The organism is Arthrobacter sp. UYEF20, from assembly GCF_040546335.1.
Lineage (GTDB): Bacteria > Actinomycetota > Actinomycetes > Actinomycetales > Micrococcaceae > Arthrobacter.
The window spans coordinates 1-21,658 of the sequence record NZ_JBEPNP010000014.1 but is presented as its reverse complement, the minus strand read 5'-3'; the positions used below and the strand labels follow the sequence as shown (position 1 = coordinate 21,658).

Annotated in this window: 26 protein-coding genes and 2 pseudogenes; 14 read left to right on the top strand and 14 right to left on the bottom strand. The window is 65.1% G+C overall.

Annotation, left to right across the window (positions count from 1 at the left end):
* Positions 1-4 precede the first annotated feature (4 nt).
* The 4 genes from ABIB26_RS15565 to ABIB26_RS15550 are packed head-to-tail and all read right to left on the bottom strand — an operon-like array spanning position 5 to position 1,511.
* A complete protein-coding gene (locus ABIB26_RS15565) occupies positions 5-439 on the bottom strand; it encodes a hypothetical protein (RefSeq protein ID WP_354244926.1) in 435 nt (144 codons plus the stop codon).
* Positions 440-494: 55 nt separating this feature from the next.
* Positions 495-842, bottom strand: a complete 348-nt coding sequence (locus ABIB26_RS15560; protein ID WP_354244924.1) for a hypothetical protein — start codon at positions 840-842, stop codon at positions 495-497.
* Between the two features lie 19 nt (positions 843-861).
* A complete protein-coding gene (locus tag ABIB26_RS15555; RefSeq protein WP_354244922.1) occupies positions 862-1,365 on the bottom strand; it encodes a Gfo/Idh/MocA family protein in 504 nt (167 codons plus the stop codon).
* Positions 1,366-1,367: 2 nt separating this feature from the next.
* Positions 1,368-1,511 carry a hypothetical protein gene (locus ABIB26_RS15550; protein WP_354244920.1) on the bottom strand — a complete coding sequence of 48 codons (144 nt, stop codon included), beginning with the start codon at positions 1,509-1,511 and terminating at the stop codon, positions 1,368-1,370.
* 166 nt (positions 1,512-1,677) lie between these two features.
* Between ABIB26_RS15550 and ABIB26_RS15545 the strand changes: the two genes are divergently transcribed.
* Positions 1,678-2,082, top strand: coding sequence for a MarR family winged helix-turn-helix transcriptional regulator (locus ABIB26_RS15545; RefSeq protein ID WP_354244917.1), 405 nt, complete (start codon positions 1,678-1,680; stop codon positions 2,080-2,082).
* 45 nt (positions 2,083-2,127) lie between these two features.
* On the opposite strand, the gene lplAB is transcribed toward ABIB26_RS15545, so the two are convergent.
* From lplAB to ABIB26_RS15510, 7 genes are all read right to left on the bottom strand, one after another.
* Positions 2,128-3,234, bottom strand: a complete 1,107-nt coding sequence (lplAB, locus tag ABIB26_RS15540; RefSeq protein ID WP_354244914.1) for a lipoate-protein ligase LplAB — start codon at positions 3,232-3,234, stop codon at positions 2,128-2,130.
* A gap of 111 nt (positions 3,235-3,345) precedes the next feature.
* Positions 3,346-3,603 (bottom strand): type B 50S ribosomal protein L31, encoded by a 258-nt coding sequence (locus tag ABIB26_RS15535; protein ID WP_024365679.1) that lies wholly within the window; start codon positions 3,601-3,603, stop codon positions 3,346-3,348.
* A gap of 123 nt (positions 3,604-3,726) precedes the next feature.
* Complete coding sequence (locus ABIB26_RS15530) at positions 3,727-4,536, bottom strand: TrmH family RNA methyltransferase (RefSeq protein ID WP_354244911.1); 810 nt, start codon at positions 4,534-4,536, stop codon at positions 3,727-3,729.
* A 19-nt stretch (positions 4,537-4,555) separates the two neighbouring features.
* Complete coding sequence (locus tag ABIB26_RS15525; RefSeq protein ID WP_354244909.1) at positions 4,556-5,341, bottom strand: sulfite exporter TauE/SafE family protein; 786 nt, start codon at positions 5,339-5,341, stop codon at positions 4,556-4,558.
* Between the two features lie 17 nt (positions 5,342-5,358).
* Positions 5,359-6,144: an ABC transporter ATP-binding protein gene (locus tag ABIB26_RS15520; RefSeq protein WP_354244906.1), complete on the bottom strand. Its 786-nt coding sequence runs from the start codon at positions 6,142-6,144 to the stop codon at positions 5,359-5,361.
* A 115-nt stretch (positions 6,145-6,259) separates the two neighbouring features.
* Complete coding sequence (locus ABIB26_RS15515; RefSeq protein ID WP_354244903.1) at positions 6,260-7,048, bottom strand: SDR family oxidoreductase; 789 nt, start codon at positions 7,046-7,048, stop codon at positions 6,260-6,262.
* Positions 7,045-7,926: a helix-turn-helix transcriptional regulator gene (locus ABIB26_RS15510; protein ID WP_354244902.1), complete on the bottom strand. Its 882-nt coding sequence runs from the start codon at positions 7,924-7,926 to the stop codon at positions 7,045-7,047. Before ABIB26_RS15510 ends, ABIB26_RS15515 begins: the two co-directional genes overlap by 4 nt.
* Before the next feature lie 93 nt (positions 7,927-8,019).
* Here ABIB26_RS15510 and ABIB26_RS15505 point away from each other — a divergent pair, with 93 nt between their 5' ends.
* From ABIB26_RS15505 to ABIB26_RS15475, 7 genes are all read left to right on the top strand, one after another.
* A complete protein-coding gene (locus tag ABIB26_RS15505; protein WP_354244900.1) occupies positions 8,020-9,480 on the top strand; it encodes an MFS transporter in 1,461 nt (486 codons plus the stop codon).
* A gap of 122 nt (positions 9,481-9,602) precedes the next feature.
* Positions 9,603-10,598, top strand: coding sequence for an aldo/keto reductase (locus ABIB26_RS15500; protein ID WP_354244898.1), 996 nt, complete (start codon positions 9,603-9,605; stop codon positions 10,596-10,598).
* A 195-nt stretch (positions 10,599-10,793) separates the two neighbouring features.
* Positions 10,794-11,825: a zinc-dependent alcohol dehydrogenase family protein gene (locus ABIB26_RS15495; RefSeq protein WP_354244895.1), complete on the top strand. Its 1,032-nt coding sequence runs from the start codon at positions 10,794-10,796 to the stop codon at positions 11,823-11,825.
* An 18-nt stretch (positions 11,826-11,843) separates the two neighbouring features.
* On the top strand, positions 11,844-12,725 hold the full coding sequence (locus ABIB26_RS15490; protein WP_354244892.1) for an aldo/keto reductase: 882 nt from the start codon (positions 11,844-11,846) through the stop codon (positions 12,723-12,725).
* A 35-nt stretch (positions 12,726-12,760) separates the two neighbouring features.
* Positions 12,761-13,789 carry an aldo/keto reductase gene (locus ABIB26_RS15485; RefSeq protein ID WP_354244890.1) on the top strand — a complete coding sequence of 343 codons (1,029 nt, stop codon included), beginning with the start codon at positions 12,761-12,763 and terminating at the stop codon, positions 13,787-13,789.
* On the top strand, positions 13,786-14,148 hold the full coding sequence (locus ABIB26_RS15480) for a nuclear transport factor 2 family protein (RefSeq protein ID WP_354244887.1): 363 nt from the start codon (positions 13,786-13,788) through the stop codon (positions 14,146-14,148). Before ABIB26_RS15485 ends, ABIB26_RS15480 begins: the two co-directional genes overlap by 4 nt.
* Before the next feature lie 57 nt (positions 14,149-14,205).
* Positions 14,206-15,786, top strand: a complete 1,581-nt coding sequence (locus tag ABIB26_RS15475) for a Na+/H+ antiporter (RefSeq protein WP_354244884.1) — start codon at positions 14,206-14,208, stop codon at positions 15,784-15,786.
* Positions 15,787-15,971: 185 nt separating this feature from the next.
* Here the strand turns inward: ABIB26_RS15475 and ABIB26_RS15470 are convergent, their stop codons facing one another.
* Positions 15,972-17,240 (bottom strand): IS30 family transposase, encoded by a 1,269-nt coding sequence (locus ABIB26_RS15470; RefSeq protein ID WP_354244882.1) that lies wholly within the window; start codon positions 17,238-17,240, stop codon positions 15,972-15,974.
* A 246-nt stretch (positions 17,241-17,486) separates the two neighbouring features.
* On the opposite strand from ABIB26_RS15470, the gene ABIB26_RS15465 reads away from it, so the two are divergent.
* Genes ABIB26_RS15465 through ABIB26_RS15450 form a run of 4 tightly spaced genes read left to right on the top strand, consistent with a single transcriptional unit; the run spans position 17,487 to position 18,815 of the window.
* Positions 17,487-17,819 carry a hypothetical protein gene (locus ABIB26_RS15465; protein WP_354244879.1) on the top strand — a complete coding sequence of 111 codons (333 nt, stop codon included), beginning with the start codon at positions 17,487-17,489 and terminating at the stop codon, positions 17,817-17,819.
* The gene (locus ABIB26_RS15460) at positions 17,800-18,117 is read left to right on the top strand and encodes a hypothetical protein (RefSeq protein WP_354244876.1); all 318 of its coding nucleotides are present in this window, start codon (positions 17,800-17,802) and stop codon (positions 18,115-18,117) included. Before ABIB26_RS15465 ends, ABIB26_RS15460 begins: the two co-directional genes overlap by 20 nt.
* Complete coding sequence (locus ABIB26_RS15455) at positions 18,118-18,498, top strand: hypothetical protein (RefSeq protein WP_354244874.1); 381 nt, start codon at positions 18,118-18,120, stop codon at positions 18,496-18,498.
* 44 nt (positions 18,499-18,542) lie between these two features.
* On the top strand, positions 18,543-18,815 hold the full coding sequence (locus ABIB26_RS15450) for a hypothetical protein (RefSeq protein ID WP_354244871.1): 273 nt from the start codon (positions 18,543-18,545) through the stop codon (positions 18,813-18,815).
* Positions 18,816-18,984: 169 nt separating this feature from the next.
* Here the strand turns inward: ABIB26_RS15450 and ABIB26_RS15445 are convergent.
* Together ABIB26_RS15445 and ABIB26_RS15440 are read right to left on the bottom strand one after the other, a co-directional pair.
* A pseudogene (locus tag ABIB26_RS15445) lies at positions 18,985-19,505 on the bottom strand (DDE-type integrase/transposase/recombinase); the annotation flags it as partial.
* A 52-nt stretch (positions 19,506-19,557) separates the two neighbouring features.
* Positions 19,558-20,295: an MBL fold metallo-hydrolase gene (locus ABIB26_RS15440; RefSeq protein WP_354245177.1), complete on the bottom strand. Its 738-nt coding sequence runs from the start codon at positions 20,293-20,295 to the stop codon at positions 19,558-19,560.
* A gap of 188 nt (positions 20,296-20,483) precedes the next feature.
* Here ABIB26_RS15440 and ABIB26_RS15435 point away from each other — a divergent pair, with 188 nt between their 5' ends.
* Both ABIB26_RS15435 and ABIB26_RS15430 read left to right on the top strand, forming a co-directional pair.
* Positions 20,484-21,086 (top strand): acyl-CoA-like ligand-binding transcription factor, encoded by a 603-nt coding sequence (locus ABIB26_RS15435; protein ID WP_354244868.1) that lies wholly within the window; start codon positions 20,484-20,486, stop codon positions 21,084-21,086.
* Between the two features lie 79 nt (positions 21,087-21,165).
* A pseudogene (locus ABIB26_RS15430) lies at positions 21,166-21,403 on the top strand (transposase); the annotation flags it as partial.
* Between the last annotated feature and the right edge of the window lie 255 nt (positions 21,404-21,658).

Below are 21,658 nucleotides of genomic sequence, written 5' to 3'. Positions count from 1 at the left end.
CGCTTCAGAAAGGGATCCGCCGGGTTGCTTTTCCAGGCTTGGGCTTGCGGTCCACCACCAGGGCCGCGGCGATGCCGAGCATCCAGATGTCCTTTGCCAGCGCAGTTCCCTGCGGGCTGGGACGGATGCCATCCTCCAGGGTCATGCCGGGTGTCCTCAGGTACATGGTGAACATGGACCCGGAGAAGATCCCGAGACCGATCCCGGCCAGGCGGCTGGGCAGGAAGGGTGTCAGCAGTGCCGCACCCAGGGTCATTTCCGCGTAGCTGAGGATCCTGCCGAACTTCTCGGCGCCGATTCTGCTGACCGGCGGAATAACCCTGGCTGCCATGGCCTGAAGCCCGGCCGCGGTGTCTTTGTCCAGGTGGCGTTTGCCCCAACCGGCATTCAGGATGAATGCTCCCGTGGTCAGGCGGAGAGGGATGTGGTTGAGTCTCATGGTCGACTCCTTTCATGAAATCTCGTGATAGTTCGGCCCGGCGTGGCGCAGCGGGTCATGTCTTGACGCGTTCCCCTGATGCCGCAGACTTCTCGATGGCGGCAATTGTCTCGTGGCGGGCGACGGCGTCGGCGAAGTCCGGCACGGCGTGGGTCCCGTTCTCGATGTCGGCCGCGAACGCCGCGTAGGCGCGCGCGACGTTATATGCCGGCGATCCTTCCATGCTGCTGAGCGCTGGCCATTTCTGTGCCAGCGCCGGGACGTCAAGTTCGGCGGGCTCGTTCCGCCCTTGCGCTCCCCGGACGGACAAGGGGTAGATTTCGGGGTATGCGGCGTCGGCGGTGATCCGGAGTGTTCCGTCGGTTCCGTTGATTTCCCAGAGGAACCCGGTGCCGCCGGCCACTCCCTCACGGATGTGGACACTAGCGGTCGCTCCTGACGTGAGAGTGCCGATCCATGGTCGTTGAGAGGACCTCGCCGACGTATCCGCCGCTGAGCAGCTCCTGGAGGAACTGGATCGCGGCGGCCTGGCGGGCCTGCAGCCCGACGGCCGTATGCACCCTGTGCCCGGCGGCGAGTGCGGCCATCGCCCTGGCGTCGTCGACATCGCGGCCAAGTGGCCACTCGCAGTAGACGGCCTTGCCGGCGGCAAGTGCGGCGGAGACGAGCTCCCGATGGTGCGGGACCTTGACCGTCACAGCGACCACGTCGATGTCGGGCCGGGCCAGCAGCTGTGCGTGGTCGGAGAACACCGCACGCACCCCGAACGCTTCGCCTGCTGCGTGCACGGATTCCGCGCTGTGCGCGCTGATCGCCCGGATCTCGTAGTTCGGCAGTGCGCGCAGTGCCGGGATGTGGGCGGTGGCGGCCCAGCCCCGGGCAGGGCTGACCCCGAGGATCCCGACACCCAGCATCGTTTGAGGCATGGCTAGAACCCCAGTGCCTCATCGCAGGGGACGACGGTGATCCCGTTCGCTTCCAGCGCGGCGGCGGTTCGCGGCACGCGCGCTTCCTCCGCCGAAACCGGGAATCCCCGGCGGAGTGCCCTGTCGAGGGGTTGGACTTCACTCATGAGACGGTCCTCCCCACCGCTCCCATGTACTTGCGATTGCAAGCACCTAAGGGGTCAACTGGTGGATGTGCACAAAAATTCCGCACCTGGTGATGTAGCTCCTCCCTTCGCCCGGCTTGTCGGGGAATCGCTCCCGGGCGGGCGCGGTGAGGGTGCCTGGCGGGCGTTGCTGCAGGCACAGGCGACGCTGTTGCGCCAGCTCGACACCGATCTCCGGGCGGACACCGGCCTGCGCCTGGCCGATTTCGACGTTTTGGCTCAGCTGGCCGAGGCAGGCGGGCAGCTGAGGATGACTGACCTGGCTGCCCGCACGCTCCTCTCGCGCTCGGGGCTGACGCGCCGCGTCGCGAGGTTAGTCGATGAGGGCCTGGTACGCAGGGCGAACGCCCCTGAGGACGGGCGCGGCGTGGTTGTCGCCTTGACCGACGCCGGTGTCGTACGTGTGACTGAAACCGTGCCGGTCCATCTTCGCGGTGTGTCGAAACTGTTCGTCGAGCGGCTCAACGATCAGGAACTCGCCGTCCTCGAGACCGCCCTGAGAAAAGTCATCGTCAACTGCACGTTCGGCTGAGCATACGAGGGAGCGACGTGCGGAGCTGGGCGCGGGGTCCAGGTGTCAGGGCACCCGGTGCAGCCACTCCGCGGTGCCGAACTTGTCCGCGACACGCCGGCGGGCGGCGTCGAGTTCGGCCTCGGTGAGCTCTGACGGCGTCGCGGCGTAGCGTTCGGTGAACACCTCCATCATCGCCGCGACGATCTCGCCCCGGGCCAGGCCGGTCTGGCGCCGGAGCGGGTCCACCCGCTTCTTGGCGCTCCTGGTGCCCTTGTCGGAAAGCTTTTCCTCGCCGATGCGCAGTACCTCAACCATCTTGTCGGCGTCGATGTCGTAGCTCATGGTCACGTGGTGCAGCATCCCGCCGTTGGCGAGCCGTTTCTGGGCCGCGCCGCCGATCTTGCCCTGCTCCGTGGCGATGTCGTTGAGCGGGACGTAGAAAGCGCTGATGCCCACTTTCTCGAGTGCCGCCATCACCCAGGCGTCCAGGAAGCGGTAGGAATCGGCGAAGCTGATCCCGTCCACGAGGGTCTGCGGGAGGTACAGCGAGTACGTGATGCAGTTGCCGGCCTCCATGAACATCGCTCCCCCGCCGCTGATCCGGCGGACCACGCTGATGCCGTGCCGGGCCACGCCTTCGGGGTGGAGTTCGTTGCGGACGGACTGGAAGCTGCCGATCACCACGGAGGGCTCTTCCCAGTCCCAGAAGCGCAGCGTCGGGTTGCGGCGCCCGGCGCCGACCTCTTCGGTGAGGACCTCGTCCAGGGCGACATTGACGTGGGTGGGCAGCACGGAGGGGCCGATGATGTTCCAGTGGTGGTCCGCCCAGCCGGTGGCCTTCGCGAGGGCGCGGCGGACGGTGACCGCCACGGCGTCGGCGGAGAAGCCGAACAGGACCGCGTCGGCCGGGAGGGCAGCTTCCACCGCCGCGGCAGTGTCCGCGGCGCCGGCGTCCGCCGGCAGGCCGGTCAGGGCCCTGTTGATCTCCAGCAGCGCTTCGTCCGGCTCCAGGAAGAAGTCCCCGCTCACCGAGACATTTGCGAGGAGCCCGTCGACGACGTCGAAGTCGGCCACCACGAGCTTTCCGCCGGGCACCTTGTACTCCCCGTGGTGGCGGGCGCCGCCGTCGTTCGCGTTCTCGGATGCGGGAGCCGAGGGGATGGTTGTCATGCGCTTAATCCTGCCACGACGCCGCTGCGTCCAGTGCCCTACGCCGGACGCAAAAAGCCCGCACCGTAAACGGTGCGGGCTTTTCCAAAAGACCTTGGGGAGAAGAAGTTACTACTTCTTGCCGCCGAAGCCCTTGAAGCGAGCGTTGAAGCGCTCGACGCGGCCAGCAGAGTCCATGATGCGCTGCTTGCCCGTGTAGAACGGGTGGGACTCCGAGGAGATTTCGACGTCGATAACCGGGTAGGTGTTTCCGTCTTCCCACTCAATGGTCTTCTTGGAAGACACGGTGGACTTGGTCAGGAACTTGACGCCGGAAGCCAGGTCGTTGAAAACAACAGCTTCGTACTTCGGGTGGGTATCAGACTTCATAATTGGACCTTTGTTCGCACAGCTGGATTTTGCCAGCTGCCAGGTATGAATGGGATGGCTTGCGGAATGCACCGGACGGCCAGCTATCAATCATAGCCGAAAGTCAGCGCCACTGCCGAACACCTAGTCCCGGGGCCGCAGCTCCCAGAACGCGACGGCCGACGCCGCCGCAACGTTCAGGGAATCGACGCCGGCGCGCATCGGGATCTTCACGGCGAGGTCGACGGCGGCGAGCGTGCCTTCGCTCATGCCGGCGCCCTCCGTTCCGAGCACGAGCGCCAGCCGTTCCGGGTTCCGGACCGCCAGGTCCTCGAGGGAGACGGCATCCTCGGTGAGCTCCATGGCCGCCACGGTGAAGCCCAGGTCCCGGAGCATGGCCAGGTCCCCCGGCCAGTCCTCCAGCCGCGCCCACGGGACCTGGAACACCGTCCCCATGCTGACCCGGACGCTGCGGCGGTAGAGCGGGTCCCCGCAGCGCGGCGAGACGAGGACGGCGTCCACGCCCAGTGCGGCCGCGGAACGGAAGATCGCGCCGACGTTGGTGTGGTCCACGATGTCCTCCAGCACGGCAACCCGGCGGGCACCGGCGAGCAGTTCGGGCAACGGGACCGGAGCCGGCCGGTGCATGGCCGCCATGGCTCCGCGGTGCAGGTGGAAGCCGGTGATGTCCTCGAGGAGCCCGGCGGAGCCGATATAGGCCGGCACATCCGGGTACTCCTCGAAGACATCCGCGAGGTCCTGGATCCATTTCTCGGCGAGGAAGAAGGAGCGCGGCCGGTGCCCTGCCGCCAGCGCCCGGCGCAACACGCGCGAGGACTCCGCGATGTACATGCCCTCGGCGGGTTCGCGCAGCTTCCGCAGGTGGACGTCCGTCAGCTGGGTGTAATCGGAGACGCGCGGGTCGTCGGCCGATTCAAGATAGTGGAAGGTCACGGGCGGTCACTTCGGCAGGTCATTTCGGCAGGTTGGCGATCATGAAGCCCAGGGCGACGAGGCCGAGGACGAAGATGACCCCGCGCAGGACCCCCGGCGACAAGCGGCGGCCCACCTTGGAGCCGATCACGCCGCCGATCAGCGAGCTGACGGCGATCAGCCCCACGACGGCCCAGTTGATCCGGCCGAAGGCAAAGAGCAGGTACGAGGCGGCCGCGACGACGTTCACACCCAGGACCAGGATGTTCTTCATGGCATTGGCGTTCTGGATGGTCCCGGTCATGAAGACGCCGAGGATGCCGACCAGCAGGATGCCCTGGGCCGCGACGAAGTACCCGCCGTAGACGCCGGCCAGATACACCAGGACCACGAGCAGGATGCTGTGGCGCCGGTCCCGGATGGCGTGTTCGGGGTTCTCTTCCCGGTTCCGCACCCATTGCTGGAGCTTGGGCTGGAACACCACCATCAGCAGGGCCACCACGATGAGGGCCGGGGCGGCGTAGTGGAAGACCTTCTCGGGCAGGTGCAGCAGCAGGTAGGCTCCGCTGACGCCGCCCAGGAGCGAGGCGGGCAGGAGCCGGAGCAACTGCCTGCCCCGACCGGTGAGTTCCTTCCGGTAGCCCCAGGCCCCGGCGGCGCTGCCGGCCACTAGCCCCATCGCGTTGCTGATGGACGCCGTGACGGGCGCGTAGCCGAGGGCGATCAGCACCGGGAACGTGACGAGGGTTCCGGACCCGACAACGCTGTTGATGGTGCCTGCCCAGAGCCCGGCGAAGAAGATGAGGACGCTATTGAGGAACTCCACGCGCTGTCAGGGGCCGGTCAGCGGCGGGCTGCGGCGGTGTAGCGTCCGGCTGTGACGCTGACGTCCAGCGGCAGCCCGAACGTCTCGCTCAGATTTTCCGCGGTGAGGACCTCCGCTAGCGGACCCTGGGCCACCACGCCGCCGTCGCGCATCAGCATGGCGTGGGTGAATCCCGGCGGGACCTCTTCGAGGTGGTGCGTGACGAGGACGATCGCCGGGGCGGCCGCGTCGCGGGCGAGTTCGCTGAGACGGTGGACGAGGTCTTCGCGGCCGCCGAGGTCGAGTCCGGCGGCGGGTTCGTCGAGGAGCAGCAGTTCCGGGTCCGTCATGAGGGCCCGGGCGATCTGGACGCGCTTCCGCTCCCCCTCGGACAGCGAGGCGAAAGGACGGTTGAGCAGCGGGCCCATGCCCCATTCGTTGAGCAGGCCGAAGGCGCGGCGCTCGTCGTCCCTCTCATAGCCTTCGCGCCAGCGGCCGGTGACACCGTAGGCGGCCGTCACGACGACGTTGAGGACCTTCTCTTGCTCGGGGATCTGGTTGGCCAGGGCTGCCGAGGACAGGCCGATCCTGGGCCGGAGCTCGAAGACATCGACGGCGCCGAGGATTTCCTCCAGGATGCCGGCCATGCCGCTCGTGGGGTGGATCCGGGCGGCGGCGATCTGCAGCAGTGTGGTCTTACCGGCACCGTTGGGGCCCAGGATCACCCAACGCTCGCCTTCCTTGACCTGCCAGTCCACCTTGTCCAGGAGCGTTTTCGCCCCACGTACAACGCTGACGGCGGCCATTTCAAGAACATCACTCATAGGAGTAGACACTAGGACAAAAAAGCGGACTACTGATAACCGGAGGCGCGCCCGCGTGCGGGTGCGCGCCGTGTCCGCGCGTCGCGTCCGGCGCGGGGCGGTCGAAGCTCGGACTCTAGCCGCCAACTTTGTGGTTTCCTGCTGTGATTGTAGCGAGGTCATGGCGGAATGTTTCGGGCTCATTGGTGACCGGCAGATTCACATCGTCTTCGGCCGCGTCGAGGGATTCGCCCGAGTCTGGCGTGAGTGAGGCGAAGACGGGGGTGAGCTCGTCTTGTTCGGGTCCGTGGTCGGCGATGAGTTCGAGTGTTTTGTGGTTGGCTGCGTCGATGTGGAGGCTATCGATGAGTACGCGGGCGATCTGGTCCCGGGCGATGACGCCATCTGCGGGTGAGCCAGCCTGGCGTTTGTCGCCTTGGAGCATGACGATGGTGCGCTGGTCGGGTTGGTTGTAGTCGAACCAACCCGGGCGCACGATCGTGTACGGGTTTCCGCTCGCCCGGACAAGCCGCTCGCTCCGGAGCTTCCAAGTAGCATAGGCGACTCCCGGGCGGGTAGTGCCGATGGCTGTCATCAGGGCGATACGGACCCGCCGGCCACGCCGAGCCTTGAGGACGTTGGCGACGCCGGCATAGTCGTTATCCCGGACGTCGCGTTCGCTGGTGGTGGACCCGTGGGTGAAGACAATCGCGTCCACCTCCTGGACAGCCGCGGCAAGGGTTTCGGGACGGGTCAGGTCGCCGACGACGAGTTCGACGCCGTCGGGAAGGATTTTGGCGGCGCGGGCCTTGTCGCGGACGAGGGCCCGCACGGTGTAGCCCTGCCGCAGCGCTTCGGCCGCGGCGTGGCGGCCGATGCTGCCGGTGGCACCGGCAATCAATACCTTTGACGGTCGGTCTGTCACTTTTTCTCCTTGACTGAGGTTTCGGTCGTTTCACGCTGGGTAGCTGCCCAGCTGGCGAGGACTTTGAGGGCGTCTTCGGACGGCGTGTCGGGATCGGCCGTGTAGACGTTGATGCGCAGTCCCGGATCCGCGGGGAGCTCCATTGCCTCGTAGCTCAGGTCCAGGTCGCCGACGATTGGGTGGTGCAGGCGTTTGCGGCCGGTGCGGTGGTACTTCACATCGTGCCGGGCCCACCGGGTGCGGAACTCTTCGCTGCGGGTCGAGAGTTCACCGACCAGGTCGGTGAGGTCTCTGTCGTAGGGGTTTTTCCCGGCGGCGGACCGCAGGACAGCGACGACGTCGTCGGCGCTGCGTTCCCAGTCGATGAAGAATTCGCGTGCTTTGGGGTTCAGGAAGGTGAACCGGGCGCTGTTCGGCGGAGAGTCCCCCTCTTTCATCATGTCCAGATATAGTGCCCGGCCCAGCTCGTTGGCGGCGAGGACATCCCCGCGGTCGTTGCGTACCCAGGCGGGCGCCGTCGCGATCGCATCGATGACGCGTTGCACGCTCGGCCGAACTGTGTGCGGGCTGCGCTTGCGCCGGACCCGAGGGGAAGCGGTCGCGGCGCGGGCCAGGTCGAAAAGGTGGGCCGTTTCGGCGTCGTCAAGTTTCAAGGCGCGGGCGAGGGCCTCGAGGACACTGTCGGAGGCGCCGGAGAGGTTTCCGCGCTCAAGGCGGATGTAGTAATCGATGCTCATCCCGGCGAGCATGGCAACTTCCTCGCGGCGCAGGCCCGTGACGCGGCGGTTGCCGCCATAGGCCGGAAGCCCGGCTTCCTCGGGCGTGATCCTTGCACGGCGGGAGCTGAGGAACTTCCGCACGTCTTCGCTGTGTGTCATGGCAGCCACGCTACGCCGCCGTCCGAAGGCGAGGGAGGGACTGTCATTACCCGGAACGACAGTGACTCCCGGACCCTAAGAATTCACGGTTGCATGGAAAGCATGAAACCGGCACCCACCACCGCCCCTCATCCGGGAGCGATCCTGGCGATCATCCTCGCCAGCTACTTCATGATCCTGCTGGACAACTCGGTCATCTTCACCGCACTGCCCAGCCTTCAAGCCGACCTGCAGCTGAGCACCAGTGAGCTCTCCTGGGTCCAGGATGCCTACACGCTGGTCTTCGGCGGCCTGCTGCTCCTCGGCGCACGGGCCGGTGACCTGCTGGGCCGGCGGCGCGTGTTCGTGTTCGGGCTGGTGGTGTTCTCACTCGCGTCGCTGCTGATCGGACTGGCCCCGGCGGGCTGGTGGGCGATCGCCGGCCGGGCCGTGCAGGGTATCGGGGCTGCGATCGTGGCCCCCGCGTCCCTGTCCTTGCTCACGGCGAGCTTCCCGGAAGGCCGTGAGCGCACCCGGGCGGTGTCCCTCTACGGTGCGACCGCAGGGATCGGTGCCAGCCTCGGCCTGGTCATCGGCGGCGCACTGGCGCACTGGATTTCCTGGCGCGCCGGGTTCTTCGTCAACATACCCATCGGCGCGGCGATGATCGCCCTTGCTCCCCGATTCCTCCCGGAAACCGGCCGTGCCAGCGGCCGCTTCGACGTGGCCGGAGCGCTGACTGCGACCCTCGGCGTCGGTGCACTGGTATTTGGGATCATCAACACCGCGGAAGTGGGCTGGACCTCGCCGGTCACCGTTACGGCCGTGGGCGCCGGCGTCGTACTCCTGGTCCTGTTCGTGATGATCGAACGCAAAGCGGCCCAGCCCATCATGCCGTTGCGCCTGTTCGCGAGCCGCCGGCGCACCGGCGCCTACGTGGCACGGTTCCTCTACCTCGGTGCGATGATCGGGTTCTTCTTCTTCACCACCCAGTTCCTGCAGGAAGTCCTTGGATTCGACCCGCTGCAGGCCGGGATCGGATTCCTGCCCATGACCGCCGTAAACTTCGCCGTCGCCATGAGCATTCCGCCGCTCCTCAGGCGGATACCGGGCTCGGCTGCCCTGCTGGCCGGCATCCTGATCACCCTCGCCGGGATGTTCTGGCTCAGCCGCGCCGGTGCCGACTCCAGCTACTGGACAGGAGTCGCCCTGCCGATGGCCCTCATTGGCGCCGGCCAGGGCTTCGCCTTCGCGCCGCTGACCTCATTCGGCATCGTCGGTGCCCCTGCGGCCGACGCCGGCGCGGCTTCGGGCCTGGTGAACACCTTCCACCAGGTTGGTACCTGCCTGGGCCTCGGCATCGCGGTCGCGGCCGCCGCCACCGTCCCCACCGGAGACCCTGCTGCGGAGCACCTGGCCGCGCAGGTCAGCGCCGCACTCACCACGGGCAGCGTCCTCCTCTTCCTGGCCCGGGTCACCACAGCGGCCCTCATCCTGCCCGCAGATCTCGCGGTCCGGCGAGCCGGGAAAACACGGTCGACGGTACCCGCACCGGAGGCTGAGCCGGCCCGCTGAACTGTCTAAGACCCGGTCCTCTGGGCTCCACGGACAGAACTTGTCCGCGTTCTCTACCTCCTGAAGGGCAAGCCCTTCATTTCCCTCAACCCAAGCGTTCAACACCACAAAGGAAAAATGCAATGAAAACACGTAAGCTCGGCGACGGCCTTGAAACATCGGCCATCGGCCTCGGCTGCATGGGACTGAGCTTTGGCCTTGGCCCCGCTACCGACCGGACCGACGCCCTTGCCGCCATCCGCTCCGCCGCCGAACGCGGCGTCACCTTGTTCGACACCGCCGAGGGCTACGGCCCCTACGTCAACGAAGAGCTGGTCGGCGAAGCGCTGCAGCCCATCCGCGACGGCGTTCAAGTGGCCACCAAGTTCGGGTTCGACATCAACGCCGACGGGGAAACCGTCGGACTCAACAGCCGCCCCGGACACATTCGGGACGTGGTTGAGGCGTCACTGCGCCGGCTGCGCACCGATCACATCGACGTGCTGTACCAGCACCGGGTCGACCCTAACGTCCCGATGGAGGACGTCGCAGGCACCGTCAAGGAACTCATCGCCGAAGGCAAGGTACGCCACTTTGGCCTGTCCGAGGCGAGCGAGACAAGCATCTGCCGTGCCCACGCCGTCCAACCCATCGCCGTCATCCAGGACCACTACTCACTGTGGATGCGGGAACCGGAAACCAAGAAGTTCGGGGTCTGCGAAGAACTGGGGATCGGGCTGGTCGCCTGGGGCCCGCTCGGACAGGGATTCCTCACCGGCGGCATCACCCGGGACATGAAGTTCGACAACCCAAATGATCTCCGGGCGGACTTCCCGCGCTTCACGCCTGAGGCACTTGAGGCGAACTTCGCCCTCGTCGACTTCCTCAAGAATTTCGGAGCCGAAAAAGGCGCCTCCCCGGCGCAACTGGCACTGGCCTGGCTCCTGGCCCAGAAACCGTGGGTCGTTCCGATCCCCGGCGGCACCCGCCTGACCCACCTGGACGACAACCTGCCCGCGGCCGACCTCGAACTCACCGCATCCGACCTGCAGCGGATCGACGAAGCCCTCGCCGCGCTCGACCTCGTCGGCGCACCGCTTTCGGCAGGGCTGGACGCCGCCATCGACCGCGACCGCTAACCCCAGGGTCAACTGCTGGCCAATCATCGGTACCCCCCCCCCCGGGGCGCCGACAATTGGCCAGCCCCGACTCTCACCGAAACCGCCCGCTGAACCAACACACCTGCACTTCATGGGGGTACTGACATGCACTCCCAAGCGGTCCGTGACCGGTGTTGACTGGAAGCCGGCAACAACCACTAAGGAACCCTGACCATGCGAGCAACACTGATGTACGGCGCCGGAGACGTGCGCGTCGAAACCGTCCCCAACCCCACCATCCAGGAGCCCACTGACGCTATCGTGCGCATCCTCGCCGGCTGCATCTGCGGCAGCGATCTGTGGCCCTACGGCTCCAAGCCCGAGACCTCCGAAGGGGCCCGGATGGGCCACGAGTTCGTCGGCATCGTCGAAGAACTCGGCTCCGAGGTGATCGGCCTGTCCGTGGGTGACTTTGTCATCGCGCCCTTCGTGGCCTCCGACGGCACCTGCGATTTCTGCAAGGAAGGACTGCAGACCTCCTGCCGCCACGGCGCGCACTGGGGCGGCCACGACGACGGCGGCCAGGGCGAATTCGCCCGGGTCCCGCAGGCGTCGGGCACCCTTGTCGTGGTGCCGGGGGGCTTCGACGAGAAGCTGATCCCGTCACTGCTGAGCCTCTCCGATGTCATGTCCACCGGATACCACGCAGCCAAAAAGGCCGGTATCCAGCCCGGCCAGACGGTCACCGTGATCGGTGACGGCGCAGTGGGCCTCTCAGCGGTTCTCTCCGCCAAGCTCATGGGCGCCTCACGCATCATCCTCATGGGCCGCCACCAGGCCCGCACCGACCTCGGCCGCGAATTCGGCGCCACCGACGTGGTGGCCGAGCGCGGCGAGGAAGGCATCGCCAGGGTCAGGGAACTCACCAACGGCGACGGAACCCATGCCGTGCTCGAAGCCGTGGGCCTCAAGCCGGCGATCGAGATGGCGATCGGCGTCGTCCGCGACGGCGGCGTGATCAGCCGCGTCGGGGCGCCCCAGTTCTCCGACGTACCGCTCGGGTTCAGCGAGTTCATGCGCAACATCACGCTCACCGGCGGCGTCGCACCGGCCAGGGCCTACATCGAGGAGCTGCTGCCGCTCGTGCTCGACGGCACCATCGAACCCGGCAAGGTCTTCGACCGCACCATCGGCCTGGACGACGTCCCGGCCGGCTACAAGGCCATGGCCGACCGCGAAGCACTCAAAGTGCTCGTCCGCCCCTAACGAAAGGACCAGGACCTTATGGACATCACACTCAACAACGGCGTCATCATGCCCGCCCTCGGGCTCGGCGTCTTCCAAAGCCCACCGGAAGAAACAACAGCCGCGGTCGAAGCCGCCCTGGCTGCCGGCTACCGGCACATCGACACTGCCGCCGCCTACGGCAACGAACGCGAAGTCGGCGACGGCATCCGCAACTCCGGGCTCGACCGGTCCGACGTGTTTATCGAGACCAAGGTCTGGGTCAGCGACTACGGCTACCACGAAACCCTCCACGCCTGGGAGAAGGCAGTCGGGAAGCTCGGGGTGGACTACCTGGATCTGCTGCTCCTGCACCAGCCGGTGCCGGGCCGGTTCGAGAACACCATCGCCGCGTACAAGGCGCTGGAGACCCTGCTCGCCGACGGGCGTGTGCGGGCCATCGGTGTCAGCAACTTCATGCCGCACCACCTCAAGCAGCTGCTCGCTGCGACCGACATCGTCCCGGCCGTGAACCAGGTGGAGCTGCACCCGTACTTCAGCCAACCGGATGTCCGGGCAGCGGACGCCGAACACGGCATCACCACCCAGGCATGGTCACCGATCGGCGGAATCACCTTCTACCCCGGCTGGGGCGAGGACCGGAAGAACGTCATGCAGGACCCCGCCATCGCCGCGATCGCTGAAGGCCACGGCAAGACGCCGGCGCAGGTCATGCTCCGCTGGCACCGCCAGCAGGGCCGCTCAGCCATCCCGAAATCGACCAACCCGGCACGCATCGCCGAGAACTTCGACGTTTTCAACTTCGACCTGTCCTCGGACGAGCTTGCGGCCATCGACGCGTTGGACACCGGCGTGCGCAACGGCCCGGACCCGGACCTCTCCCGCGACCAGTGGTTCGACGTGTCCATCCCCGAAGCCTAAGCACGGCAGAACCAGACCAGAGAGAAGGAACCGGCATGGACTACCGCCCGCTTGGCCGCACCGGAGTCAAAGTCAGTCCCCTGTGCCTCGGTGCGATGATGTTCGGCCCCTGGGGCAACGAGGACCGCGCTGACAGCATCCGCATCATCCACCGTGCCCTTGATGCAGGGATCAATTTCGTCGACACCGCGGACGTCTACTCCGGCGGGGTATCCGAGGAAATCGTCGGGCAGGCGCTGGAAGGCCGGCGTGATGACGTCTTCCTCGCCACCAAGTTCTTCATGCCCATGAACCAGGATGACCCCAACCAGCGCGGCGGCTCCCGCCGGTGGATCATCCGGGAGGTGGAGAACTCGCTGCGTCGGCTGAACACCGACTACATCGACCTCTACCAGGTCCACCGGCCCAGCCCGGACACCGACGTCGAGGAAACCCTCGGCGCGCTCACCGACCTCGTCCGCCAGGGCAAGGTCCGGTACATCGGATACTCGTCCTACTCCGGATCCCAGATCGTCGAAGCCCAATGGGCGTCACGGGAACGGAACCTGGAACGGTTCGTCACAGAACAGCCGCCCTACTCGATCCTGGTCCGCGGCATCGAGGAAGACATCCTCCCCACGGTCCAACGGCACGGTATGGGCACCCTCACCTACAGCCCGCTGGCCGGCGGCTGGCTCTCCGGCCGCTGGCGCAAGGACTCCGCATCCGCACCGACCTCATCCGCTCGCCCGAGTGCCCGGTTCGACCTGACAAGCCCGGCCAATCAGCGCAAGCTCGACGTCGTGGAGGACCTGGCTCTTCTGGCCGAAGAGGCCGGGCTGACACTGATTGAACTGGCGATCGCGTTCGTGATCAACCACCCCGGCGTCACCTCCGCCATCGTGGGACCACGCACCATGGAACAGCTCGAGTCTTACCTGCCGGCGGCCGACATCACTTTGTCCAGCGACGTTCTGGACCGCATCGACAAGCTCGTCGCCCCCGGTGTGACCGTCAACCCGGACGACAACAGCTACGGCGCGCACGAACTAACAGCGCAGGCACGACGACAGACACGACCATGACCAATGAGGCCATTGAAGCCCTTCATGAGGCCATGTTCGAGGCGATGGTAGCCGGGGACCTGGCAGAACTGGGCTCCATCCTTGCCAGCGGATTCACCCTCACCCACATGACCGGATATGTGCAGTCGAGGTCGGAATGGCTGGAAGCGATTGAATCCGGCGAGATGCAGTACCACCGGATGGAAACGGTCGAGGCCACCCGAAGCAGGGATGGGACCGTGCCCGCGCTGAGCGCCCGAACGCTTACCGACGCCACGATCTGGGGTTCCAGAGCCACCTGGCGCCTCACGTTGCGCTCCTGGTTCGAGCCCCGCGGAGACACTTGGGTCATCACACGCACGGTCGCATCAACCTGGTAACAGGACACACCCGCGTTCAGACGCGGGCAATAGACCACCATATTGAAAGGAGATGCCATGGAGGGCCTGGAAACCGTCGTACTCCTGGGCATGACCGTGCTGGCCGGCGCGATCCTGGCTCCCCGGCTCAGAGTCGCCGCACCGTTACTGCTGCTGGTCTTCGGCCTCCTCCTCGGCCTGGTTCCGCAGGTGCGGCAGATTGAGCTGCCACCGGAGACGGTGCTGCTGGTCTTCTTGCCGGTGATGCTGTTCTGGGAAAGCCTGACCACCTCGCTCCGGTCCATCCGGCGTGACCTCCGTGGCATCGTGTTGCTCAGCACGCTGCTGGTTGTCGCCTCCGCCCTCGCCGTCGCGGGAGTGGCACACCTCCTCGGCCTGCCATGGAACACTGCCCTTATCCTCGGTGCCGCCCTCGCTCCTCCGGACGCGACAGCCGTTGCGGCTTTGGGCCGGATGCTGCCACGCCGGAATTTTATGCTGCTTAAGGCAGAGAGCCTGACTAATGACGGCACAGCCTTGGTGCTCTACGCAATTGCCGTTGGCGCGACCCTTGGCGGTAGCTACACCCCGGTCAATATCGCTGGCCTATTCGCCCTCTCCTATGTTGGAGGGGCGGTCGCGGGCATCCTGGTGGCGACTGCGGCCTACCTGCTCCTGGTCCGGGTACGCGACCCGCTCATTACTAACATCGCCCTGCTGATCACCCCTTTTGCCTCTTTCCTGCTCGCCGAAGCCGTTCACGCTTCCGGAGTGCTAGCCGTTGTTGCTGCGGGGCTGATCATCTCCTATACCTCCGGCCGGATCAGCACGGCAGCATCGCGCCGCCAAACCGAATCTGCATGGCCTCTGGGCTCCTACCTCCTCAACGGTGCCCTGTTCGTCCTCATCGGCCTCGAGGTGCAGGCCGCCATGCACGAGATCGATGCCCGCGATGTGGGCCGGCTTCTGCTGACCACAGTTGCCGTGTGGCTGGCGCTCATCATCATCCGGTTCGTGTTCCAAACCGTGAGCGTCGCCGTCATCCGGGTCCTGGACCGGCGCCCATCCCAACGCGGACGCAGGATGACCTACCGGGCACGAATCGTCAGCTCCATCGCCGGCTTCCGCGGAGCAGTCTCGCTGGCAATAGCCCTGTCCGTGCCCTTGGCACTCGATGACGGCACTCCACTCCCGGGCCGCGACGACTTCATCTTCATCAGCGCCGGCGTGATCGTGCTGACCATGCTCGTCCAAGGCCCCCTGCTTCCCATAGTCGTCCGGTGGGCCAAGCTTCCCGACGAACCCGAGGAGGAAGAGCTCCGCGTGGCCGAACTTGCCATTGCCTCCGCCGCCGTTACCGCCGTCGATCAAATCGCCCAGGAACTGGGGACCAGCGCGGACATCCACGGCCGCGTGGCGGCCGAGTATCGGTCCCACCTATCGGTCACGCAGGCGCTGAAGGAAGGATCCGATCCGCTGGGGACTACACAGTCGCGCCAGGAAGAAACAGCCCTCCGCCAAGCCGTCCTCGAGCGGAAGCGGGAGGTACTTCTCGAACTCCGGCTGGCGGGCACGGTCGATGACACCGTCGCCCGGAGAATCCAGACCAGGCTCGATGTCGAAGAACAACGCCTCACCGGTGTCGAAATGGTGGACTGATCATTCCGAAGATTCTTGTTCTTGCAAACGACGGATCGCAAGAAGGTTGTATCGAGAACTGCACCGACTGAAACGGCCGAGGAAGGGACCTGCGACGGCCCGGGCAAGATTCCGGCGCCGTCTTCAATCGGTTATCTCTATTTTCAGCCTCTGGACCCGTCTCGAAACTTCACTGCCTCGGAACCCTAGCCTTCCAAGACTGCCCTCCTGGCGGGGAGGGTCGATGTGTCTGCCGGCTCAGCCACATTCTGCACCCGTGGAGGGTCATCTAACTTGGCCGCGGCGGCATGATAAGCCGCGAACTTTGCGGACGCGCTTGACCAATCCAGGACAGCCCGTGGCCGGCTGTTGATCTCCTGAGCGGCGAACAAGACATCTGCCGGTTCAACCGTGCTTAGGTCATCTCCCTTCCGGAAGTACTGACGGAGCAAGCCATTGGCGTTTTCGTTCGATGCACGCTGCCACGGGCTGGCCGGATCGCAAAAGTACACGAGCGTCCCCAGGGCGGCGGTGACCTCGGCGTGTTTGGCCATCTCTGATCCCCGGTCCCAGGTCAACGTCCTTCGCAAGGTGACCGGCATAACCCCGAGCGCCTCAATGAGCTGGTCACGCATGTTATCGGACCTGTTTCCCGGGCGGAGGGCAAAGGCGACGAGGAGTCGGGAAGAGCGTTCAACGAGCGTCACTATCGCTGATTTGTTGCCCTTCCCCATGATGAGGTCACCTTCCCAGTGGCCGGCTTCTTCCCTGGTAGCGATGTGGGCTGGGCGGTCACCGATTTTTAAAGCATCGGTAATGTACTGGCGTGGCTTGACCTTGGTCCGGGACCTCGGCCGCCTGCTGAACTTGCCCGAACGCAGCAGCCGGGCAGATCCAGTTGGAACTGGACGGATGCTCAAATGGTAAAGCGCCCGGTAGATCGTTTCATGGGCGAGATGCCGGTGCTTTTGCTCTGGGAACCTTTGCTTCAGGGCTCGGCAGACCTGCTGAGGGCTCCAGCGCTTCGACAGACACCCCACAACGTAATGCCGCAGCTCGTTATCTATAGCAAGCTTGGCCAGCCTTGGCCTGGGCTTTCTCGTTTGTGCCATTTTCTGGGCTCGGAACGGATGATAGCGACGTGAGTCGGGGCGGTTCCGGGCCAACTCCCTGCTGATTGTGGACGGCGACCGCCCAAGATCACGAGCGATGGATTGAAGACTCGCCCGCACCAGCAACCGGTCGGCAATGTAGATGCGTTCGTCCTCTGACAAATAGCGGCTGGACCCGCTTGCCATCGGAACCGCTTTACGGGGCCGCGGATCCAAGCCCTGCTGTACCAAGCCCTCAACCCCGTTGCGTCCATGCAACCAACGCTGGCCCGTGTTCTTGTGGATACCAAGAATCCTGCATGCTGCTGAGTTGGAGTGCCCTTTTTTCATGAGCTGAACGTACAAAGGCTTCTTCTCAACCAAGCCCTCTGGGCCCATTTTCCTTGACCGGCACGTCGAACTGCGCATAAATCAACACCACTTTCAGTTGGTGTTGCGACGTTTGTGAGAAACCGCCCTGTCCACACCGGGTGCAACCGGGCTGTAATGTCGGTGCCCTCGTGCAGAGTACTTCACAGCGGCCGGCCGGCCGCTTTCTTCAGCCCACCAATCCGAATACATTTTCTAGACTAGAAATATGAACTCAAATATAAGTCCTAAAATAGTGTTATGAACCCGGAGCAGGCGGCCCGGTTGCAGGCCCGGTACGCCCGGCGTGCCGGCCCGATCGGGCTCACCGTGGAGGAGCTGGACTTCGCGCATTTCCCGGCGAAAAACGGGTTCCCCGGGATCCCGGTGAAGGCATGGATCCGCTTCCCGGACTGCGCAGAGCTGGTGGACGGGGAGGTCTATGCCTGGACCGCCAGGGCCGTGGAAGTGACGTGGAGGGACGGTCCGGTGACGTACCGGACGTGGGTGTGGAGTTCGGCGGTCACCCGCCGAGAAGAAATGATGAACAGGAACCTGGGAGAACGCGCAGACTGTGACAGCAACAGCGAATGAAACAGTTCTGGACGCCACCGTGGATGTCCGGTTTACCCCGGCCGGCACTCCCCTGGCCGTCCGGCATAACGGCCGGATCTGGGCCGTCGCGGCCGATCCGGTGCACTGGTACGCCCGGGACGCATGGTGGGAGACCCGGCGCACGGCGGCCGTGGGCAGCGGTGACCTGGTAAGCGTCGAATACTGGCGGGTCCAGGTCCGTCCCGGGTCCTCGAACTCGGCGCTGCGGACGTTCACGCTGCGCCGGAACCCGCTCTCCACCTGGTGGCTCCTGGAGTCCATCAGCGACGCCGGCTAGGTGACCATTAACCGACAGCCGGTCAGCAACCAGACGTGGGAAGAGATCAGGGCGGAATTCACCCTCCCGGCCCTAGAGCAGGTGCACCGCCGGCTCGCCGAGCTCATGGAGGACCCCGAACCGGTCATGCAGCAGCTCATCCGCGTCTTTATCGACGACGGCACCTTCTGCCCCGGATTCCAGTTCCTCCCCGGCGGACGGCTCCACCCGACGGTGATGATCCTGTTCCAGCGGGCGCTGGAGCTGAACATCCCGCACAACTGCTTCACCACCTGGATGGTCACCCCGTCCCGGGAACTTGCCGGCGCCCGCCCCGTGGACCTCTTCAAGAACAACCCCGCCCCGTTGCTTCGAGCTCTGGAAGCCTTCGGCCGGCGGTAGGCCAGCCCTCTTGACCGATCCGGTGACGTGCGTAGCGTTGGCCCATGGGACTTCTTTACGACAATCCGGACCTGGCAGCCCTGACTCTGACGCGGCTCGCCGCCGAAGAGTCCGAAGGACCCGGCGGCCTGGACGGGCGCATGCACGACTACCTGGCCGGCCTCGAACACCGCAACGGCCCGGCCTACCTGGAACTGGTGGCCATCGCCCTCGCCCGGGTCCACTTCAAAGCCCTGGACGATCTGGCCCGGGCCACCGGGGTCGACTCTGCCGCGCTGCTCGACGCCGCCGAGATGGAGGCGTTGGAGATGCTATAGGGTCAGCTGTCCTATTGGGCGACGAGCGCTTCCTGTTCGGCCCGGTCTCGGAGGCGCTGCTGGAGGCCGCCGCGGATGAGCACTTCGACCAACTTGCCGATGTCAGCCATCTCCAACAATGAGTTGATGGCTTTCTGATGTCCGTCCCCGGCCGTGTAAATGATCTCCTCTATGGCGTCGGGAAGGGAAGGAGAGGTAGCGAAATCAACAGGGCCGTTGGCGACAGCCTCCCGCTGTGGGGCCTGTGGTGATTGTAGTGGTGTGGCCATGGCCGGGAGGGCGTTTCTGCGGGCTGATTCTGTGGCGTAGAAGCGCTTGAATGCCCGTCCTTCGGCGAGTGTTCGGTGGAACCGTTCGATCTTGCCGTTGGTCTGTGGCCGGTAGGGGCGGGTCTTTTTTGACCTTAATGTCCAGCTCCCGGCAGGTGTCCCGCCAGAGGCGGGATTTGTAGGCTGAGCCGTTGTCGGACAGAACCCGCTCCACGGTGACGCCACGTGCGCAGAACCACGACACGGCCCGCTTGAGCACTCCCACAGCGGTGGCCGCTGTTTCGTCGCCATGGATCTCGGCGTACGCGACCCGGGAATGGTCATCAATGACGGTGTGCACGTAGGCGGTCCCGATCAGCGGGCCGCGGTAGCTGCTACGCGGTTTGTCAGGCGTACCTGCCCGATTCCTCTTGCCTTCCTGCAACCAACGTCCCTGGGCAGTACAGCTAGGCCTATCGAGCCTACCCTGGAAGTCAGAACGAGGTCAGTCGTGCCTGCTGGACGGCGTCGGTGATGGGTCCACGGAACGGTTCGCCGTGGCCGGGGAGTATCAGATCCGCGTCCAATGCCACCAGGTTCTCCAGCGAAACACGGGCTTGCGTTGTGTCGTGCGAGAAGACCGGTCCGATGAGTTGCGGCCCGGTGCGGCCGATCAGCCCGTCGTGGGTCACCAGCGCGTCCCCGGTGAAAACGACTCCCTGCGAGGGCAAATGGAACACGACGCTGCCGGGGGTATGTCCAGGGACCGCGACGACGTGCGGCCGGCCTGGAACATCGAGTGTTTCGCCGCCACTGAAGGAACTGGCCGTGGTGATCCCCGGCGTGCGCAGCGCGCCGGATCGCGCCATGTGCAGTGGTGCTCGGAGCGCCGTGGGGTGTCGAAGGAGATAGGCCCCAAGGTTCGCCTCCGGCTTTGCTTCCGGTGGTGTCCGGCGGGGATTTGCAAGCGCCGGAACGTCGCGGGCGTGTGCCCAGACAATCGCGCCGGCCTCCTGCCGCAAGCGTTCGGCCAGCCCGACGTGGTCTAGGTGTGCGTGAGTGAGCAGCACTGCGCGTACATCCTGTACTGATCGCCCGATACCACCGAGCAACTCAGTCAGCTGCCTGTAGTGAATGGGCAAACCGGCATCCACCAGGGTTACCTCGCCCTCCTCTACGAGGGCGTAGAACGAGACCGCGTCATCTCCGAGCCTGTATACCCCCCGTGTCATCTCCGTCATGATGCGATCTCCATTCCCTGCGTTGGTCAGTAATCCGGTCGTGTGATGGCCGCCGTCAAAGCGCGGCCCAGCCAGTCGAAGCGCGCGCTTTATGTGGTCGCCGCTCGACGGAACTCTTTCAGTCACTATACGCCCAAAGTGTCTGATTCAGACAGGTTAGGCCATATAAGATGGAAACCGTGAAACAGACAGCACCTCAACAGACCCGGAGCCTTCGCGAGATGACGCGTGACGCCGTGCGTACTCAGATCTCGGAGACCGTCATCGATCTAGTCGCCAAGCACGGGTTCGATCAGGTCACCGTCGAACAAATTGCCGCTGCAGTTGGGATCTCGACCCGCAGTTTCAATCGGTACTTCCCCACCAAAGAAGACGCGATCCTCGGAGACGTCCGACCCTGGGGCAAATTCCTGACAGAAGCTTTCACATCACGCCCGGCCAAGGAACCGGCCTGGGCATCACTGCAGGGCGCCTACCTGGCGCTCCTTGACCTGGCCGAAGGCCAAGGTGAACGGCGCAAACGCATCATGCGCGTTATCGCCGGCACCCCATCCCTCCGCGCACGCAACCTCGAGAAACAGCTTCTGTGGGAACAAGCGCTCACCCCAGTAGTGGCCGAGCGAATTGAAGGCGCCGACGCATTGCTACGGGCTCAAGCTCTCGTGCGCGCCAGCCTGGGGTGTTTCGACATCGCCCTCACCACGTGGGTCGAACCAACTGAAACCCGCACACTCGCCGAGCTCCTCACCCTCCTCTTCAACACCCTCGAACTCACCCGATAGTAGGCCACGGGACTGTGTAAATAACGGTGTATCCGGCGCCCAACACGCCAGGCTGTGAGCCTGGCGGGAAGGAGCCGATGTGACGGCGACACTGGATGCTGTGAAACACACGGCAACCGCCACGAAAAAGAAAGAGACTTCCGAGGCTGATGCTGCTCGCGAGCTGGTCAGGATAGCGAAGGAACAGGGGCTGTCCCCTGACCGGTCCTGACGGGCTGTTGAAACAGCTGACCAAGACGGTTTTCGAGACGGCGCTTGATGAGGAAATGAGCGAGCATCTCGGTTATGAAAGGCATGATGCCTGCGGCAATCACTCGATTCGACCGGAGCCGGCAAAACCCGATGGCCGTGCGTTGGAAGCCCGCTCTGAACGTATTCGCCATCACTTTCAGCGACCGATTCCCGGCAGCTGAAAGCTACTGATGAAACCGCCGGATACACCGTTAGTGTGTCCCGACGTATGTTTCTTGCTCCATATGCGCACGTCAAGTTTCTGAGACAGTTTCATCGTTTTATTTCGGTTACGCTGCCAGGGATTCCTGGTCGCGGATCTGGTGGGCTGTGAGGGCTGC

Coding starts and splice junctions, on each gene's coding strand:
- ABIB26_RS15500 (WP_354244898.1), top strand. CDS start 9,603: ATGAAAACACGTAAGCTCGGCGACGGCCTTGAAACATCGGCCATCGGC.
- ABIB26_RS15510 (WP_354244902.1), bottom strand. CDS start 7,926: ATGACACACAGCGAAGACGTGCGGAAGTTCCTCAGCTCCCGCCGTGCA.
- lplAB (WP_354244914.1), bottom strand. CDS start 3,234: ATGACAACCATCCCCTCGGCTCCCGCATCCGAGAACGCGAACGACGGC.
- ABIB26_RS15520 (WP_354244906.1), bottom strand. CDS start 6,144: ATGAGTGATGTTCTTGAAATGGCCGCCGTCAGCGTTGTACGTGGGGCG.
- ABIB26_RS15480 (WP_354244887.1), top strand. CDS start 13,786: ATGACCAATGAGGCCATTGAAGCCCTTCATGAGGCCATGTTCGAGGCG.
- ABIB26_RS15485 (WP_354244890.1), top strand. CDS start 12,761: ATGGACTACCGCCCGCTTGGCCGCACCGGAGTCAAAGTCAGTCCCCTG.
- ABIB26_RS15555 (WP_354244922.1), bottom strand. CDS start 1,365: ATGCCTCAAACGATGCTGGGTGTCGGGATCCTCGGGGTCAGCCCTGCC.
- ABIB26_RS15475 (WP_354244884.1), top strand. CDS start 14,206: ATGGAGGGCCTGGAAACCGTCGTACTCCTGGGCATGACCGTGCTGGCC.
- ABIB26_RS15505 (WP_354244900.1), top strand. CDS start 8,020: ATGGAAAGCATGAAACCGGCACCCACCACCGCCCCTCATCCGGGAGCG.
- ABIB26_RS15450 (WP_354244871.1), top strand. CDS start 18,543: ATGGGACTTCTTTACGACAATCCGGACCTGGCAGCCCTGACTCTGACG.
- ABIB26_RS15550 (WP_354244920.1), bottom strand. CDS start 1,511: ATGAGTGAAGTCCAACCCCTCGACAGGGCACTCCGCCGGGGATTCCCG.
- ABIB26_RS15440 (WP_354245177.1), bottom strand. CDS start 20,295: ATGACACGGGGGGTATACAGGCTCGGAGATGACGCGGTCTCGTTCTAC.
- ABIB26_RS15495 (WP_354244895.1), top strand. CDS start 10,794: ATGCGAGCAACACTGATGTACGGCGCCGGAGACGTGCGCGTCGAAACC.
- ABIB26_RS15490 (WP_354244892.1), top strand. CDS start 11,844: ATGGACATCACACTCAACAACGGCGTCATCATGCCCGCCCTCGGGCTC.
- ABIB26_RS15535 (WP_024365679.1), bottom strand. CDS start 3,603: ATGAAGTCTGATACCCACCCGAAGTACGAAGCTGTTGTTTTCAACGAC.
- ABIB26_RS15565 (WP_354244926.1), bottom strand. CDS start 439: ATGAGACTCAACCACATCCCTCTCCGCCTGACCACGGGAGCATTCATC.
- ABIB26_RS15465 (WP_354244879.1), top strand. CDS start 17,487: ATGAACCCGGAGCAGGCGGCCCGGTTGCAGGCCCGGTACGCCCGGCGT.